The 16,345-nt window shown below is 30.4% G+C and carries 15 protein-coding genes; 12 read left to right on the top strand and 3 right to left on the bottom strand.

Annotated features, from left to right (window positions below; translation table 11 throughout):
• Positions 1-9: 9 nt before the first annotated feature.
• On the bottom strand, positions 10-1,449 hold the full coding sequence (locus tag KTC94_RS04335) for an NAD(P)/FAD-dependent oxidoreductase (protein ID WP_268064157.1): 1,440 nt from the start codon (positions 1,447-1,449) through the stop codon (positions 10-12).
• Between the two features lie 391 nt (positions 1,450-1,840).
• Here KTC94_RS04335 and glpQ point away from each other — a divergent pair, with 391 nt between their 5' ends.
• The 8 genes from glpQ (at position 1,841) to KTC94_RS04295 (ending at position 10,382) form a co-directional block, all read left to right on the top strand.
• A complete protein-coding gene (glpQ, locus tag KTC94_RS04330; RefSeq protein ID WP_165414443.1) occupies positions 1,841-2,935 on the top strand; it encodes a glycerophosphodiester phosphodiesterase in 1,095 nt (364 codons plus the stop codon).
• A gap of 187 nt (positions 2,936-3,122) precedes the next feature.
• The gene (locus KTC94_RS04325; RefSeq protein ID WP_216304374.1) at positions 3,123-3,890 is read left to right on the top strand and encodes a formate/nitrite transporter family protein; all 768 of its coding nucleotides are present in this window, start codon (positions 3,123-3,125) and stop codon (positions 3,888-3,890) included.
• 158 nt (positions 3,891-4,048) lie between these two features.
• Positions 4,049-4,735, top strand: a complete 687-nt coding sequence (locus KTC94_RS04320; protein WP_165414445.1) for a Crp/Fnr family transcriptional regulator — start codon at positions 4,049-4,051, stop codon at positions 4,733-4,735.
• 148 nt (positions 4,736-4,883) lie between these two features.
• Entirely contained in the window at positions 4,884-5,891 is a 1,008-nt protein-coding gene (gene asrA, locus KTC94_RS04315) for an anaerobic sulfite reductase subunit AsrA (protein ID WP_220320307.1), read from the top strand.
• Positions 5,892-6,683, top strand: coding sequence for an anaerobic sulfite reductase subunit AsrB (asrB, locus tag KTC94_RS04310; protein ID WP_165414447.1), 792 nt, complete (start codon positions 5,892-5,894; stop codon positions 6,681-6,683). It begins immediately after the preceding gene.
• A gap of 13 nt (positions 6,684-6,696) precedes the next feature.
• Positions 6,697-7,644: a sulfite reductase subunit C gene (gene asrC / locus KTC94_RS04305; RefSeq protein ID WP_220286900.1), complete on the top strand. Its 948-nt coding sequence runs from the start codon at positions 6,697-6,699 to the stop codon at positions 7,642-7,644.
• A 282-nt stretch (positions 7,645-7,926) separates the two neighbouring features.
• Entirely contained in the window at positions 7,927-8,712 is a 786-nt protein-coding gene (locus KTC94_RS04300; protein WP_216304379.1) for an ABC transporter ATP-binding protein, read from the top strand.
• Positions 8,713-8,714: 2 nt separating this feature from the next.
• Positions 8,715-10,382, top strand: a complete 1,668-nt coding sequence (locus KTC94_RS04295; RefSeq protein ID WP_220320306.1) for a hypothetical protein — start codon at positions 8,715-8,717, stop codon at positions 10,380-10,382.
• 119 nt (positions 10,383-10,501) lie between these two features.
• Here KTC94_RS04295 and KTC94_RS04290 read toward each other — a convergent pair whose 3' ends face one another.
• Complete coding sequence (locus tag KTC94_RS04290) at positions 10,502-10,792, bottom strand: DUF503 domain-containing protein (protein WP_220320305.1); 291 nt, start codon at positions 10,790-10,792, stop codon at positions 10,502-10,504.
• 222 nt (positions 10,793-11,014) lie between these two features.
• Here KTC94_RS04290 and KTC94_RS04285 point away from each other — a divergent pair, with 222 nt between their 5' ends.
• From KTC94_RS04285 to KTC94_RS04270, 4 genes are all read left to right on the top strand, one after another.
• Positions 11,015-11,206, top strand: a complete 192-nt coding sequence (locus KTC94_RS04285) for a hypothetical protein (protein ID WP_220320304.1) — start codon at positions 11,015-11,017, stop codon at positions 11,204-11,206.
• A gap of 76 nt (positions 11,207-11,282) precedes the next feature.
• Positions 11,283-11,474, top strand: coding sequence for a hypothetical protein (locus KTC94_RS04280; RefSeq protein WP_216304383.1), 192 nt, complete (start codon positions 11,283-11,285; stop codon positions 11,472-11,474).
• A 218-nt stretch (positions 11,475-11,692) separates the two neighbouring features.
• Entirely contained in the window at positions 11,693-13,021 is a 1,329-nt protein-coding gene (locus KTC94_RS04275) for an MATE family efflux transporter (protein ID WP_220320303.1), read from the top strand.
• 73 nt (positions 13,022-13,094) lie between these two features.
• Complete coding sequence (locus KTC94_RS04270; RefSeq protein WP_216304385.1) at positions 13,095-13,913, top strand: MerR family transcriptional regulator; 819 nt, start codon at positions 13,095-13,097, stop codon at positions 13,911-13,913.
• A 37-nt stretch (positions 13,914-13,950) separates the two neighbouring features.
• Here KTC94_RS04270 and KTC94_RS04265 read toward each other — a convergent pair whose 3' ends face one another.
• Entirely contained in the window at positions 13,951-15,888 is a 1,938-nt protein-coding gene (locus KTC94_RS04265) for a Cache 3/Cache 2 fusion domain-containing protein (protein WP_216304386.1), read from the bottom strand.
• Between the last annotated feature and the right edge of the window lie 457 nt (positions 15,889-16,345).

Below are 16,345 nucleotides of genomic sequence, written 5' to 3'. Positions count from 1 at the left end.
TCCTCCAATTTATAAAGATTGTTTATTTTTGCCAGTGAGCAGTATAGAATTTTCGCCTGATTTTGTAATGGCGCATCGTGGTATATTAAGTTCTCTTGAAAGAATATCTACAACTTTTGTTGCACAAAAGCCCGATTGGCATCTCCCCATTCCAGCTCTTGTCCTTCTTTTAACTCCATCAAGTGTTTTTGCTCCAAGAGGTCTTCTTATAGAGTCTATAATTTCACCTTCTGTTACAGTTTCACACCTACAAACAATTGTTCCATATTCAGGTATTTCCTTGATTATTTTTTTTCGCTCATCGTTTGACATTTCTCTAAATTTTCTTGTACCTTTTCGTATAGGGTTGAATTTTACATTTTCCTGCGGTGCTAATTTTTCTGTTACTATATCAGCTACCATTGCAGCAATACTTGGAGCACTAGTTAAACCTGGAGAATCAATTGCTGCTACATTAATAAAGTTCTTAGCGTCTTCTGCTTCCCCAATTATAAAATCATTTCCCTCGCATTTTGATCTATTCCCTGCAAAAGAAGTTATAACCATATTCATAGGAAGTGGCATTTGGATACTTAATTGAGCATTTAAAACGATATCATCGATGCCTTCGCGAGTTGTACTAAGATCAGTTTTGTTATCTTGATCTACAGCATTAGGTCCAATTAGAAGGTTACCATCAACAGTAGGGGTAACTAAAACTCCTTTTCCAAGTTTAGTTGGAAGCTGAAAAATAGTTTTTGTAACTAAATCTCCGCAAGCTTTATCAAATAAGACATATTCTCCTAACTTGGGAAGTATTTTAAATTTATTATTGCTTACCATATTATTAATTTCATCCGAAAATAAACCGGCTGCATTTATTACTACTTTTGTTTCAATGTCGCCTTTATTAGTTTTTATAACGTAACAACTTTGTTTTTTTTCTATATTAAGGACCTCAGTTCCAAATTCAAATTCCACGCCATTGGTGTATGCGTTTTCAGCCATAGCAATAGTCATTTCATATGGGCAAACAATTCCTCCTGTTGGAGCATATAAGGCACCGACACAGCTCAATGTTACATTAGGTTCCATTTCTCTAACTTGATCTCCATCAAGAATAGCTAAATTAGGTACTCCATTTTTTTCGCCTTGTTCTAGTAATTCTTTAAGATCATTCATGTGTTTCTCGTCGAAGCACAGAACCAATGATCCATTCCTCTTAAATGGGAAATCTAATTCCTTTGCAAGCTTTGTATACATTTCATTACCTTTTGCGTTTAATTTTCCCTTAATAGTACTTGGATTAGCATCATACCCTGCATGTACTATTGCACTATTTGCTTTTGTTGTACCAGAAGCAACATCACTAGATTTTTCAATAACACATGTTTTTAAATTATATTTAGATAGTTCTCTTGATACTGAGCATCCAACAATACCAGCGCCAATAATAGTTACGTCAAACATTATCTTACCTCCTAAATGCGAATAAAAAGAGAACCTTAATTAATAGGTATGAAATACCCATACATTAAGGCTCTCTTTTCTCCGCCCTTAATTATTTAATGTTATATTACCATAATAACCAAATTAATGCAAAGCAAAATAATGGATGATGTAGCGAATTCAGTTGTTCTTCCCTCATAAATATTCGTCGGGTAACTTGTTTTTACATTTATGTAAAATACGCTGTTAATTTAAAGTTAGTGATAAAATATGAAAATGCTAGAAAATTTTCTGTTTTTTTCTTGAATTCTTCGTTTAGTTTAGTTATAATCAATTTGGTAGCTAACAGAAAACGTTATCACATCTACAAGATTTGAAAACGTATAACTAGATTATACAAGGGGGATATAACATGAAGAACGAAAAAAAACTAATTGCTCTAGCATGTACACTTACCATAACAGCAGGATTATTCGCAGGATGTAGACAGAAGTCTAAACAGTCTCCTCCAGTAGCAAGTAATACCACAACTGTTTCAACAAAAAATAAAAGCAATAAAATAGTGATTGGACATAGGGGTGCTTCTGGATATTTACCTGAACATACTTTAGAGTCCTATGCTTTAGCTTATGGACTAGGGGCAGATTACATAGAGAGTGATGTTTGTTTATCTAAAGATGGTGTTCCAGTAATAATGCATGATAATATGTTAGATACGACAACAGATGTAGCAAAGCGTTACCCAAATAGAAAACGAAGCGATGGACATTACTATGTAATTGATTTCACGCTAGGAGAAATTAAAACACTTAACGTGCACGAACGTACAAAAGAAGGGTCTAAGGATCCTGTTTTCCCTGATAGATTTCCTTTAAATAGTGCTCATTTTGAAGTTCCAACATTAGAAGAAATGATACAACTTGTACAAGGGCTGAATAAAAGTACAGGTCAAGAAAAAGGAATTTACCCTGAATTAAAAGAGCCTAAATTTCATACAGATAATGGACAAGATATTGGATCTGTGGTATTAAAAGTTCTTAGAAAATATGGATATGATACGCCTGAATCAAAAATTTATTTACAATGTTTTGATCCAACTTACTTAAGAAAAGTTAGGACAGAAATGGGCGCAAAAATGAAAATGGTCCAGCTAATTGGTGAAGAAGCAGATTGTCCAGGGGCAAATTATAAAAAAATGATGTCGGATGAAGGACTAGCAAAAGTAGCTGAATATGCAAATGGTATTGGACCTTGGTACCAACAAATAATAGATGAAAATGGGAAGAACGATAAAGAACCAGTTATTAATCCTAATTTAGTAAAAGATGCACATAAACATAATCTTGTTGTTCATCCATATACATTTAGAAAAGATGAAATCCCTAAATATGTAACTAGTGTAGAAGAGTTAATGCAAAAATTCTACTTTGAAGCTGATGTAGATGGTTTATTTACTGATTTTCCTGATTTTGGAATAAAAATATTAGAAAAAGGACCTAAAAAATAATCTTATATTAAAATGAGAGCACATAAGGATTGATTACCTTAAGTGCTCTTTTTTATTAATAACTAACGTCCTGGAAGTTAGATTGTTGGTAAAAAATAATTTTAGAAAATATGTGATATTAGTCACATATTTTCTTTTTCTGTAATGATATAATGTGGGTATCTTTTATAGAAGGAAGTGGTATGTCTTGTTTAGTGAAGAAATTAACAAAGTTTCAATATCGGCGGTAAAAAAATCTGAACTTTTAAAGAAAAGTAAAATGAGGTACCTCACTGCAGCGGCCCTAGCTGGTGCTTATGTGGGATTTGGAATTTTATTGATATTTACTATTGGAGGATCATTTGCAGCGGCTGAGTCACCGGCAACGAAAACTATTATGGGAGCTTCCTTTGGGATTGCCTTAAGTCTTGTAATAATGGCGGGCTCCGAACTTTTTACAGGAAATAACATGATTATGACCATAGGGTCTCTAGAAAAGAAAGTTCCTTTACTTGATTCAATAAATATTTGGATATACAGTTTTATAGGAAACTTTATAGGGTCAGCAGTGCTAGCAGCAATATTTGTAGGTTCTGGGCTTGCAAAGGGTAGCACAGCAACTTTTATTTTAAAAACATCACAAGGGAAAATGGCAACGCCAAGCATAGAATTATTTTTAAAAGGGTTACTTTGTAATATGTTAGTCTGTTTAGCCGTATGGTGTGCTATTAAATTAAAGGAAGAAACGGCTAAACTTATAATGATTTTTTGGTGCCTATTTGCATTTATAACTATAGGGTTCGAACATAGTGTTGCGAATATGACTTTGCTTACAACGGCACTAATGATTCCTCACACCGCAGCGATTTCTATAGGAGGATTAGCGCACAACTTAATTTGGGTTACCCTAGGAAACTTTGTAGGTGGAGCTGTATTTATTGGAGCAGCATATTGGTACGTAGCAAAAGAGAAATAAAACAATAAAAATATATATTATTAAAGCTAGGATTAATAAAGGTAAGTAATGTATAATTTCTTTTTTTGTTTTATTTTAAAATTTATTGCTATATAATAAGAATATTAGTATTTTTATTATAATGAGATTATAAAATGAAATCATAAGGAGAAGTTAATATGACACAAATATCGCTTAGGCAATTAAAAGACCTTCCTTTATTTAAATGTGTTGAGGATAAAACTTTGGATTTAATAAGAGAGAGTGTTGTAGTAAAAAAATTGAAAAAATCACAAATGTTATTTGCTGAAAGAGAAATCACAAATAATATATATATAGTGCTAGAGGGAAAGGTAACTATGTACAGAGTATCGGAAAAGGGTCAAAAGAGGGTTATCTATATCCTAAACAAAGGTGAGATTATAAACGAGGTCAATTTTGACAATTTTACGACATCTATTAATTGTGAAGGGTTTGAAGATAGTGAAATTATAAGTATATCAAAAGTAGACTTATTAAATATTATGAAACAGGATTTTAAGCTAACAGAGATTATATTAAACTCTATGAGTAAAAAAATAAGAAGAGTGTATAGACAAATTAAGAACACAGTTCCTACTAAAATGGACAAAAGGGTAGCCGCAAAGCTTTGGAAGCTATCTAAAGATTATGGTGTAGAAACAGAAGATGGCGTTTTAATAGATATTAAAATAAACATAACTTATTTAGCAGATATGTTAGGTAGCTCTCGCGAAACTATTTCAAGGGCAGTAAAAGAGCTTGAAAACATGGATATGGTTAGAATAAAATATAGAAAATTCATAGTTAATAGAGAAAAGTTAAGCAAATACTTTAAAGGTGTGTGATGAAAATCACATACTTTTTTTATGATTTAAAATACAATATGCATAGTTAGTTATAAATTTAATTTTTATAGGAACTAACTAATGAAGTTAATTAATTAACAATATTTAGCGAATAGGTAAAATTTATTATAATGGAAGGTGTGCATTTATGGGCTTTAAGTTGAAAATAGAGAAGTTTGATGAGTATCTTGAAACATTGCGACATGAATATAAGGTGTATGCACCAGTAGTGCTCAAGGGAAAAGGAACTTTTGCGGATACAGATACTGTTAGGTATAGGGAAATAAAGAGTATAAGGGAAGTAGAGTTTGATTTAAAATCTAGTTTTTCTCCTAAAGAAATAACATTGCCAATTACTCAAACATTATTTTACTTTACTGAAAATGATTGCGTAGAGCCAAAATGCGATGAGAAGAAAATATTAATATTCTTAAGAAGTTGTGATATTCATGCTATAAAGAGATTAGATGAAATTTACCTTAAAAATGGAAATGAAGATTATTATTATAAGGTTTTAAGAGATAAAATTAAATTTGTACTTATGGGTTGTAGTGAAAGTTTTGAAAATTGTTTTTGCGCAAGTATGGGATCGAATATGATAGAAGATTATGATATGTACACTAAAATTCAAGATGATGAGGTCTTTGTGAATTGTAAATCCGAGGAACTGATGAAGTACTTTAACATAGATAAACCTAGTAACGTCGTGGTAGAGCCTGAATTTATTTTGACTAATGAAGTAAAGGTTAATATACCTGAAAACTTAGATCAAAGAATTTTTAAATCAAAGATGTGGGATGAATATTCTTCAAGATGCATTGCTTGTGGCAGGTGTAATTTTGTCTGCGGTACTTGTTCTTGTTTTACTACGCAGGACATTTTCTATAAAGAAAATAAAAACGTGGGAGAAAGAAGGCGTGTTTGGGCATCTTGTCATGTAGACGGATACAGTGATATGGCAGGCGGACATGGATTTAGACAGGATAAAAAAGACAGAATGAGATTCAAAATTATGCACAAGGTATATGATTTTAAAAAGAGAGCCGGATATCATATGTGTATAGGTTGTGGTAGATGTGATGATATATGCCCTGAATATATATCTTTCTCAAATTGTGTAAACAAATTAAATAAAGCAATGGATGAGGTGGAATAAATGAAAAATATATACATGCCTTTTAAATCTAAGATACTTAATATAAGTAAGCATACAGAAACGGATTATACATTTAGAATGGAGTTCGAAGGTGTTGTAAAGCCGGGTCAATTTTTTGAAGTATCCATACCGAAATTTGGAGAATCACCTATATCCGTTAGTGAGATAGGTGAGGGTTATGTAGATTTTACTATTAGACGTGTCGGCACTGTTACGGATGTAATTCATAGCTTTTTTGTAGGAGGAACCTTGTTTTTAAGAGGGCCTTATGGAAATGGATTTGATGTTAACCTTTATAAAAATAAAGAAGTTATTGTAGCTGCTGGGGGAACTGGACTGGCACCAGTAAAAGGGATAGTAGATTATTTTGCTAAAAATCCAAAGGAATGTACGGGCTTTAATTTAATGGCAGGTTTTAAGTCGCCTAGTGACATCTTATTTAAAGAAAATTTCAAAGTTTGGGAAAAGAGTATCAGTGTAACGTTAACTGTAGACAGTGCTGATGACGGCTACACTGGAACTGTAGGACTCATAACAAAATATATTGCAGATATTCAAGTTCTGAATATGGATGAAGTACAGGTTATTGTAGTAGGACCACCAATGATGCTTAAGTTTACAGTAGCTGGATTTATAAAAAAAGGAGTAAAAGAAAAAAATATATGGGTATCTTATGAGCGAAAAATGTGTTGTGGAGTTGGGAAATGTGGGCACTGCAAAATTGATGATACATATATATGTTTAGATGGGCCTGTTTTTAACTATTTAGATGCAGTTCATCTAGTAGATTAAGGGGGAGAATTTAATGGATATAAATACCAAGTTGATGAAGAAAAATGCATACAGAATAACTAAAAAAAGAGGTAAAACAGCTATAAGAATAAGGGTGCCTGGTGGCCATATAGAAGCCAAACATTTAGAAGTTTTGCAAAGGGTAGCAGAAACTTACGGAGATGGAAATATTCATATAACTATAAGACAGGGTTTTGAAATACCTAATATTGATATAGATAAAATACCAGAAGTTAATAAGATGATTCAATCAGTTATAGAAGGCCTTGATATAAATCAGATTTCAGAAAATACAGGATACTTGTCTGCAGGTACTAGAAATGTGTCAGCCTGTATAGGGGCAAATGTCTGTCCTTTTGCAAATTACAATACTACAGATTTTGCAAAAAGGATTGAAAAGGAAATATTTCCCAATGACTATCATGTGAAAGTAGCTTTAACAGGTTGTCCTAATGATTGTATAAAGGCTAGAATACAAGATTTTGGGATCATAGGAATGACAGAGCCCCAATATGAATCTTATAGATGCATCAGTTGTAAATCTTGCGTAACTAACTGTAAAAAAAGAGTTACTGGTGCACTTAAAATGGAGAACTTTAAAGTAGTACGCAACCAAGACAAGTGTATTGGATGTGGAGAATGCATAGGTAAATGCCCGACTAGTTGCTGGAGCAGAAGTTATGAGAAATATTATAAACTTGTGATAATGGGTAGGACTGGCAAGAAAAATCCTAGGCTGGCTCAAGATTTTATAACTTGGGTGGACGAGGAAAATATAATCAAAATAATAAAAAACACATATTCATATATCGATAAGTATATTGATGGAAATGCTCCAGGAGGAAAAGAACACATTGGGTATATTGTTGATAGAACAGGATATCCAGTGTTTAAGGAATGGGTTTTAAAAGACGTGACTTTAGGGGAGAAAGCAGAGGTTAAGGAATATATTAACTGGTAATAATAAAAAGTATGTAGTAATTGTTCGGTGAGTGACATAACAGGTGAGTAACCATTAACATTAGAAAGCACCTTGTGAAATCAAGATTATTTATAAGAGTTGGCATCAGCTTAGGCTGGTGCTATTTTTTTTAGGTGGAAAGCTTATTTTAAAGAGATTTATATAAATAAGAATTAAAAGGTTTACATACAAGTAACAAGTGAAAACTTGTTGAAATTACCCAATTAAGCAGTATAATAAATTACATAAACAGATAAAAAATACATCCAAGGGGAGGGTACGATGGGAAATTTAGAAAGTATAATATCAATTAAAGATTTACAAATGAGCTATGGGAGTAAAAAGGTGCTTAACGGAATAAATTTAGAAATTCCTAGAGGTCAAATAATCGGATATATAGGGACTAATGGCGCTGGTAAAAGTACAACTATAAAGATAATGCTTGGGATATTAGAAGGATACTCGGGAAAAGTAGAAATATTAGGACAAGATATAAGTAATGGAAGCATAGAGTATAAAAAGAAAATAGGGTATGTACCAGAGCTTGCAGATATATATGAAAACTTAACTGCTTATGAGTATATAAGCTTTTTAGGCGGAATATATGGATTAGAAGAAAAAAAGCTTATCGAGAGAGTAACGAAGCTAATGGGCTTATTTGGAATTGAGGATGCTATAGATTCTAGAATATCCTCATATTCAAAAGGTATGAAGCAAAAGTTAATTATAATCTGTAGTTTAATTCATAATCCCGATATTTTATTTTTTGATGAGCCTCTAGGGGGACTAGATGCTAATAGTGTAATGGTGTTTAAAGAGGTTATGAAGAGTCTTGCAAAGAGCGGAAAAACCATATTTTACTCTTCACATATAATGGATGTTGTAGAGAAGGTAAGTGATAGAATATTACTTTTAAATGAGGGACAGATAGTTGCTGATGGAAGTTTTGAAGAGCTTAAGAATAATAAGAAGGAAGGAACACTTGAAGAAATATTCAATCAGCTAACAGGATTTAATGAGCATGCAGAGGTTGCTAAAGAATTTGTTTCTTTGGTTTGCGAGGTGTAATTATGAAGAATTTCACCGTACTTGCGATATTGGATAAATTTCAATCTTTATATGAAAAATTAGGCGTTAACTATAAGACTATGAGAATTATTCTTCAGATAAAATTAACCACAGATGGTCGTAGAGTAAGTACTGTTATGGGGAATAATAAAAAGAGAGATGAAAGTAAGGACAAGAATAATTATCTATCATTATTGATGTTCAATTCAGTTATGAGCATTTTTATTGGATTAATAATAATGACGGGTGGTATGTCATCTATGCAATCTGCGAATGTTGTAATAGGTATAAATCTATTTATGATGATTTCACTTATGATATCTGATTTTTCAGCAGTATTACTAGATGTAAAAGAGAAAAATATATTACTACCTAAGCCAATCGATAGTAAAACATTTAATGCAGCAAAGACTACTCATATATGTATATATTTAATAGGTTTATCACTATCATTAAATTTGATTCCACTAGTTATTGGCAGCGTAAAATATGGAGCTTTATTTTCTGTGATATTTTTTATAGACAATATACTTGTAGTGTTCTTAGTTATAGCTTTAACATCTTTACTATATACTTTAGTTTTGAATTTTTTTGATGGAGAAAAATTAAAGGATATAATAAACTATTTTCAAATATTATTAGCGTTTGTATTTGCTTTTGGATATCAACTAGTTGCAAGAGTCTTTGATGCTACCAATATGAACAGTGAATATATGCCCAAATTGTGGCATGCATTACTTCCATCTATGTGGCTTGCATCTCCATTTGGTATACTAATAGATGGGAATAAACAACCTTTTCTAATATTTTTATTTGCACTCGCAATAGCAGGACCGATTATGTTAATGACGCTTTATATTAAAAGCGTAGTGCCTTATTTTGAAAAGAACCTTCAAAAATTAAATGATAGAGGGGGAGCCGTAAGCCGCAAAAGTGAAACTAGAAAAGAATTTATAGCAGGACTTGTTTGCAAGGACAAGATTGAAAAGGGTATGTTTAAATTTACTCAAAATATGATAGCTACAGAGAGAAACTTGAAGCTTAAGGTGTATCCAACGCTTGCAATGGCAGTGTTTATGCCAGTGCTATTTATGTTTATGGGTAACGGACAAGATAAATCATTCATGGCTAATATTAAAACAGGATATGGTGGGAAAATTCATTTGTTAATGTATATAACTATATTCTTGCTTTGCTTTTGTACAGCGTTTATAAATAATAGTGATAATTATAAGGGGGCATTTATATACAAGGTATTGCCAATAGAAAATCCAGGGGTAATATTAAAAGGGGCAGTAAAAGGAACTATATTCAAACTAATACTACCACTCTATATATTAGAATCTATAGTGTTCACAATTTTTAAAGGACCGTCAATAATTTTAGACTTAATAGTAATGTTTCTAGTTCTTTTAATATTATTATTGGTGTATTTTAAAGCATCAAATAAGGCAATGCCCTTTAGTGTAAAGTTTGCTACATCGGATAGTGGTAAGCTTATAAAGCCATCAGTAATTACAATTATGCTGCTTTTAGTATTTGCTGGAATCCATGTAGCTATTAGAAATAATATGATATATATTGGTGTTTATGCGGTCGCGCTTTTGATATTTAATGTAATTCTTTGGAAAACTAGTTTTAATGTCAACTGGAAGGATATAGAAATGTAAGGGAAAAGATTTTTACCCACATACAAAAAACACTTGCATAACATATTCAACAACTCTTCACATTGAATATGTTATGCAGTTTTTTTTCAACAAGACTAATTATAGCATCAATAGAAAGTCTACATACCTTGGATATCCTCTTTCTGAATATCAATTATTTCTGCATCAGTATTAGATTCTATAAAAGTTATAATATGCTCCATTGTAGAATCTAGCTGAGATGAAGTTCCACATATTCCTACGATACCGATAACTATTGTTTGATGAATATCCTGCTCAGCTACTTCTGCTACTGATATATTAAACTTGTTTTTTAGTTTTTGAACTATGCTTTTTACAACCATTCTTTTTTCTTTTAATGAATGCGACCATGATGATCTTAGGGTAACTGTCATAAATAAAATTTTCATTTATTCTTCACCGCCAATTTTACTATAAATATAGTATGTGTAAAAAAACTATTTATACTTATTGCTGAAACATATTTACTTATAACTGATTTTTATATATGACTCATACTTAATAACCTATTAAAATAGAGTTCATTAGTTTCCTGTTATACTTTATAACAAAGTGGTTAAACTATATAGTGTAATATATAGTTTAATTTCAGTATTGGAAGGGAGATACTAATGAATAAAAATAAGTTAGGAAAAGCAAAAAAATCAATTAATCAATTAGATGCTAATAAAGGAATTAGTGGCGTTTCAAATACTGAGATGTCTATTATGTATAACATATCTAATATGACTAGTGACATTACTGATGTTACTTTAGAAGAAATAATAAAATCAAGTGATAGTTCTACACAATCAAGGCATTAGCGTTTATCAAATGACTCTCCAGTAGATAAAATTCAGGGTTATTTTCTATCACATCAAAATAGAAGGAGGTTTAAGAATGAATAGCTTTCAGCAAAAAATTGGAGATGTAATGGAATCAATAGAGGAATCAAATTCTTTTAAATGTGAAACAAGAAGGGATTTTAAAAAAGTAGCAAAAGCTTTAGTTGAAACAGGTGGAACTATACCAGACTTTAAAAAGTATGATTTAGCTTCAAAACATTGGAAGAGTGCTGAAAAATTTATTTAAACACGTTTTTCTAAAAGGGATAGAGCATAATAAATTAGACATTTTAATGTTATTTCTGTAGTATTCAAAAAAATAAAAAATAGAGTCGCGGATAAAAATTTATCTGTTGGCTCTATTTTTTAGTAATACTTTTGCTTATTTAGAAAGAAGTTGACTCTATAGTAACAATACAGTTTATAATAAGAAAGTGTGAAAATAATGAAAAAAGGTGGATATATATGACAAAGAGATTTTTGAAATATGCTATTCCATCAGCACTTGCTATGTTTATTTCATCTTTATATACAGTTGTTGATGGAATGTTCGTAGGACAAGGTGTTGGTGATTCAGCATTAGCAGCAGTTAACATAGTGCTACCATTTACAGTTATGTTATTTGGATTAGCTTCTATGTTTGCAATAGGTGGAGGAGCTCTAGTCTCTAAAAATTTTGGAGCAAGTAATACTGAAAAGGCAATAAATATATTTAGACAAGTATTTAAATTTCTGCTAATAATTAGTGTTGTAATAAGTGTAATTGGTGTTATATTTACAGAACCAATAGTAAAGTTATTAGGAGCAACAGAGAGGCTACAGGGTTTATCAGTAGAATATTTAAGGTTTTATGCACTGTTTTGTATTCCTAATTTAACGGGAATAGTTCTTAGTAGTTTTGTTAGGAACGATGGAAGACCAAAACTTGCAATGGTTTCTACAATAAGTGGTGCAATAACTAATGTAATATTAGATTATATATTTATATTTCAACTTGGTTTTGGAATAAAAGGAGCAGCTATAGCTACAGGCCTTGGTCAAATAGTTACGGTATGTATGCTATTACCTCACTTCTTAAAAGGAGAAGGTCAATTAACTTTTGGGAATGTAAAGATTAGTAAGGAACTTATTAAAGAGTTTTCACTTATAGGATTCCCATCATTCTTTGCACAAGCAAGTTATTCAATAATTGTGTTATTGCATAATATAGCTTTAGCAAAATATGTAGGGGAGGTAGGAATTTCTGCATATAGTATAATAAATTATTTAACTACAAATATATATATGGTTCTTTATGGAATAACACTTGGAGTACAACCACTTTTAAGTTACAGCTATGGAAGAAAAGATGTTGAGAAATTGATAGGATTCTTTAAAATAACATGCGTAGCATCAATTTTAATAAGTGCTTTTTTTGTTATAACAAGTTTTATCTTTGGACAGAAGGTTATAGGAATATTCACAACAGATCCATACATAGCGCAGTTAGCATATAAGGCCCTTCGAATAGCAAGTTTTAGCTATTTTGTAGTAGGAATAAATTTAAATACCCTTGTGTATTATCAAGCTATAGAAAAACCAAAGTATGCAAATATAAGTTGTGTATGTAGATCAGTTATTTTCTTGCCAATATGCTTAACTTTATTTGGAAGTATGTTTGGGATAAATGGAATATGGGTAAGTGCGATGGTATCCGAAAGTTTAACATTTATAACTATAAAACTAATTGCAAACATAAAAACTTCTACACAAGCGGTTTTAACCGATTTAAATGTGGAACTTAAAGGAAAATAATAGTTTGAAGATGCATTAAAAATAAAAAATAGCATCATTATTTGGAAATATTAAATACAAATGAGGTGAGAATATGGGGACAAACTTTTCAATAGGAGAAATGTCAAAGTTACAAAATATATCAGTTCAGACATTACGATATTATGATAAAATTGGATTACTAAAACCTTCATATATAGACGAGAAGAGCAGATACAGATATTATTCTGCAAAACACTTTGTAATACTTAATTCAATAAAACAATGTAAGGCTATGGGCTTATCTTTAGATGAAATAAAGGAATTAATAGAAAATTATACTTCATTTGATTCCATACTTAATATAATAAGTAAGCAAAAGGAAATGATAGATACCAAAATAAAAGATTTAAACGCAGTAAAAAATAATATTAGTTTTCTTGAGAAGCGTATAAAAAATTCTTTAAAAGAAGGGATTAATGATGTTTTTATTAAATATAACAAGGAAAGAAAATTCAAAAAATATAATAATACAAAGAGATATACAGAAGAATTTGAAATAAATCTAAGTGAAATATTAGTATCGATGGAGCAGAAGTATAGTAGTTCAATTAAAGAACTTGCTTTTGCTGTATCATATGAAGATATAAAAAAATATAATGAACTAATATATAATAATATGCTAATTAATGGTTTCGAGTGTGTTACAAATGATGATAATTTAATAACTTTGCCAAAGGGGGAATATATAACATTAAATTTTGATGATGATTATAATGATACTAGCAAGTATTATAAAAGTCTTATTGAGTATATAGATAGAAATAATATTGAGGTAAGCGGAGATTTTTATGAAATATACATAATGACTAGAGTTGGGAATGATGGGGAGGAAAGATCTTTAGGACAAATTCAAATATTAAAGAAAAAGTAAAGGGTATAATAAAAAAGCTGCATTCAATGCAGCTTTTTTATTTATATATATCGGAAAATTCAATTTGTATTTTTTCACTGTTTGTTTGATTCATTAAACCTATTTTTGAATTCGGATTATCATTACCGTCAACTATATTAACAGGCAAGCTTATTGTAAATTCTGTACCTTCTTGATACTTACTTTGTACATTAATTTTACCACCATGCATTTCAACTAAAGATTTAACTAGAGCAAGTCCTATACCACTACCTTCATGTGCTCTACTTAGTAAAGGATCCACTTGCTTAAACCTTTCAAAAATTTGTGATAACTTATCTTCTGGGATTCCTATGCCATTATCCTTTACAGAAAGTATAACGTGACTATCTTTATCGTAAACGCAAACTTCGATTTTATCTCCAGGCCTAGTAAATTTAGTTGCATTAGAAATTAAATTAAGTAAAATCCTCTCCATCTTTTCTTCATCAAAAGCCATAATTTTTTCTTCTATATCCGTATCAAAAATAATTATTCTTGACATGCCTTGCACATACGGAATAGTCGATAGGGTTATTTCCTCAACAACTTGTATTATATTTTGATTCTTTAAATTTAACTCCATAAATTTAGAATCAATTTTACTAATATCAATTATATTATTTACGAGTCGTAACAGTCTATAACAATTTTGTTTTATATAATTTGTATATTCGTTTAACTTATCCATGTTATTTGAATTTACATCTTTGCTTATATATACAGAAAATAATTGTGCTGTAGAAAAAATTATATTTAACGGTGTCTTTAATTCATGAGACATATTGGCAATAAATTCAGTTTTTAATTTATCATATTGTACCAATTCTTCTATCAAATGTTTATTTTCAGTTATCATATTATTAAAACTATCGGATAATACCCCTATTTCATCTTTGTTTTTTATGTCCGAATGTACTGTTAAATCGCCTGAGCCCGCAATCTCCATATATGACTTTAATTTATTAATGGGTTTAACCAAATTGTTAGCCATAAACACAGCTATAATCCCACCTAATAAAATCATTAATAACCCACTTAATAATGTGGTATTCAAAATTGATTTACTTGACGATGCTAAGTCATCATAGTTAGCTGTGGTAACAATATACCAATCCCAAGGTTCGAAATAGATAGAGTAAGCTAATTTATGCACACCTTTATATGTGTATTCAATTAATCCATCTCTATTTGAAATTATTTTTTTACTTGATTCATAGTTGCTTAGATTCTTTCCCTTATCAGTAGGATGGACAATCGCTTTTCCATTAGAATCCATTATGTATACATAACCTGTTTTTCCAATTTTAAAGTTATTTAATGTTTTTTCTAAATAATCATTAAGTAATGTATTCCCTACAGCTATTGCTCCTACAACCTTTTTATCTTTATTAAGTAATGGTTTAATTCTTGACAAATAACTTTGATTTTCAGATAAATTTACGCCCCAATACTCATGATTATTAATTATTGTATTGTAAATATCTGAGTCAGCAGGGTAGTATGTTCCTTCAAGTCTTTGGTTGCCTTTAATACGGGTTGTAGATACCCTTATTAATTTATTATTACTTAATAAAAATATAGAAGCTGTGCTACCTATAGATTTATGTATATCATCAACAAGCTTAGTATCTAATGATAGCTTGTGTGTTCCGGCATATAAAACTGGTAAATAATAATCCCCTACTTTTATACTTTGGGTATTATCTACATTTATATTACCAAAACTATATAATAACTTCTCAGCAGAATCTAAATTACTATAAGACTTTTCTATAATGGAATCATTTCTTACGCTTATTGTAGTATTAATTAATTCTGTTACAGTTTGACTTTTTTCTTTAACTTCTTTAAATACTGCATCCTTTGATATTTTACCAATTAAAATACCTAAAAAACTTGATGTAAGTATAATTAATATTAGGTAACTAATAATTATTTTAATTTTAATACTCATACATTAAATCACTTCTCCTTAGATGATAAAAGAACATATTCAAATAATGATACACTTGACTAATGTAAATTTTCAAGTTTTTACTTTTAATTTATTAGATTCTACAATCTATCATGCTGTAAGGTTTACAGTAACTAATACTAGGTGTAAAAAAATGTTGTTACTTCACAATTTATAACAATTATGGACTAATTTTAGCATTTAAAGGCTTGTTTGTAAATAAAAAAATATGCGCAGTTATGGTAATGGCCTAGGGGAATTGCAACAGCAAAAAAATGTATTGATTGCATCGCAGTGATACGGAAGTTAGCTCATTGGTATACTTTTCATAGTTGTTATTATTCACGCATTGTTATACAATGCTATTATTCAAATAATTTAATAAGGAGATTTTCTCATGAATTCAGATTTTGAAAACGGTAAAATAGGAAAACTATTGTTCAACCTAGCATTACCA

The organism is Clostridium sp. CM028, from assembly GCF_030585565.1.
Taxonomy (GTDB): Bacteria; Bacillota; Clostridia; order Clostridiales; family Clostridiaceae; genus Clostridium_AD; species Clostridium_AD estertheticum_B.
This window is presented reverse-complemented; position numbering and strand designations above follow the sequence as displayed.

What these genes read in the sequence shown, in the direction of transcription:
- KTC94_RS04275 (WP_220320303.1), top strand. Translation starts at nt 11,693, where the DNA reads ATGACAAAGAGATTTTTGAAATATGCTATTCCATCAGCACTTGCTATG.
- KTC94_RS04285 (WP_220320304.1), top strand. Translation starts at nt 11,015, where the DNA reads ATGAATAAAAATAAGTTAGGAAAAGCAAAAAAATCAATTAATCAATTA.
- KTC94_RS04320 (WP_165414445.1), top strand. Translation starts at nt 4,049, where the DNA reads ATGACACAAATATCGCTTAGGCAATTAAAAGACCTTCCTTTATTTAAA.
- KTC94_RS04265 (WP_216304386.1), bottom strand. Translation starts at nt 15,888, where the DNA reads ATGAGTATTAAAATTAAAATAATTATTAGTTACCTAATATTAATTATA.
- asrB (WP_165414447.1), top strand. Translation starts at nt 5,892, where the DNA reads ATGAAAAATATATACATGCCTTTTAAATCTAAGATACTTAATATAAGT.
- asrA (WP_220320307.1), top strand. Translation starts at nt 4,884, where the DNA reads ATGGGCTTTAAGTTGAAAATAGAGAAGTTTGATGAGTATCTTGAAACA.
- KTC94_RS04290 (WP_220320305.1), bottom strand. Translation starts at nt 10,792, where the DNA reads ATGAAAATTTTATTTATGACAGTTACCCTAAGATCATCATGGTCGCAT.
- KTC94_RS04300 (WP_216304379.1), top strand. Translation starts at nt 7,927, where the DNA reads ATGGGAAATTTAGAAAGTATAATATCAATTAAAGATTTACAAATGAGC.
- KTC94_RS04335 (WP_268064157.1), bottom strand. Translation starts at nt 1,449, where the DNA reads ATGTTTGACGTAACTATTATTGGCGCTGGTATTGTTGGATGCTCAGTA.
- glpQ (WP_165414443.1), top strand. Translation starts at nt 1,841, where the DNA reads ATGAAGAACGAAAAAAAACTAATTGCTCTAGCATGTACACTTACCATA.
- asrC (WP_220286900.1), top strand. Translation starts at nt 6,697, where the DNA reads ATGGATATAAATACCAAGTTGATGAAGAAAAATGCATACAGAATAACT.
- KTC94_RS04295 (WP_220320306.1), top strand. Translation starts at nt 8,715, where the DNA reads ATGAAGAATTTCACCGTACTTGCGATATTGGATAAATTTCAATCTTTA.
- KTC94_RS04280 (WP_216304383.1), top strand. Translation starts at nt 11,283, where the DNA reads ATGAATAGCTTTCAGCAAAAAATTGGAGATGTAATGGAATCAATAGAG.
- KTC94_RS04270 (WP_216304385.1), top strand. Translation starts at nt 13,095, where the DNA reads ATGGGGACAAACTTTTCAATAGGAGAAATGTCAAAGTTACAAAATATA.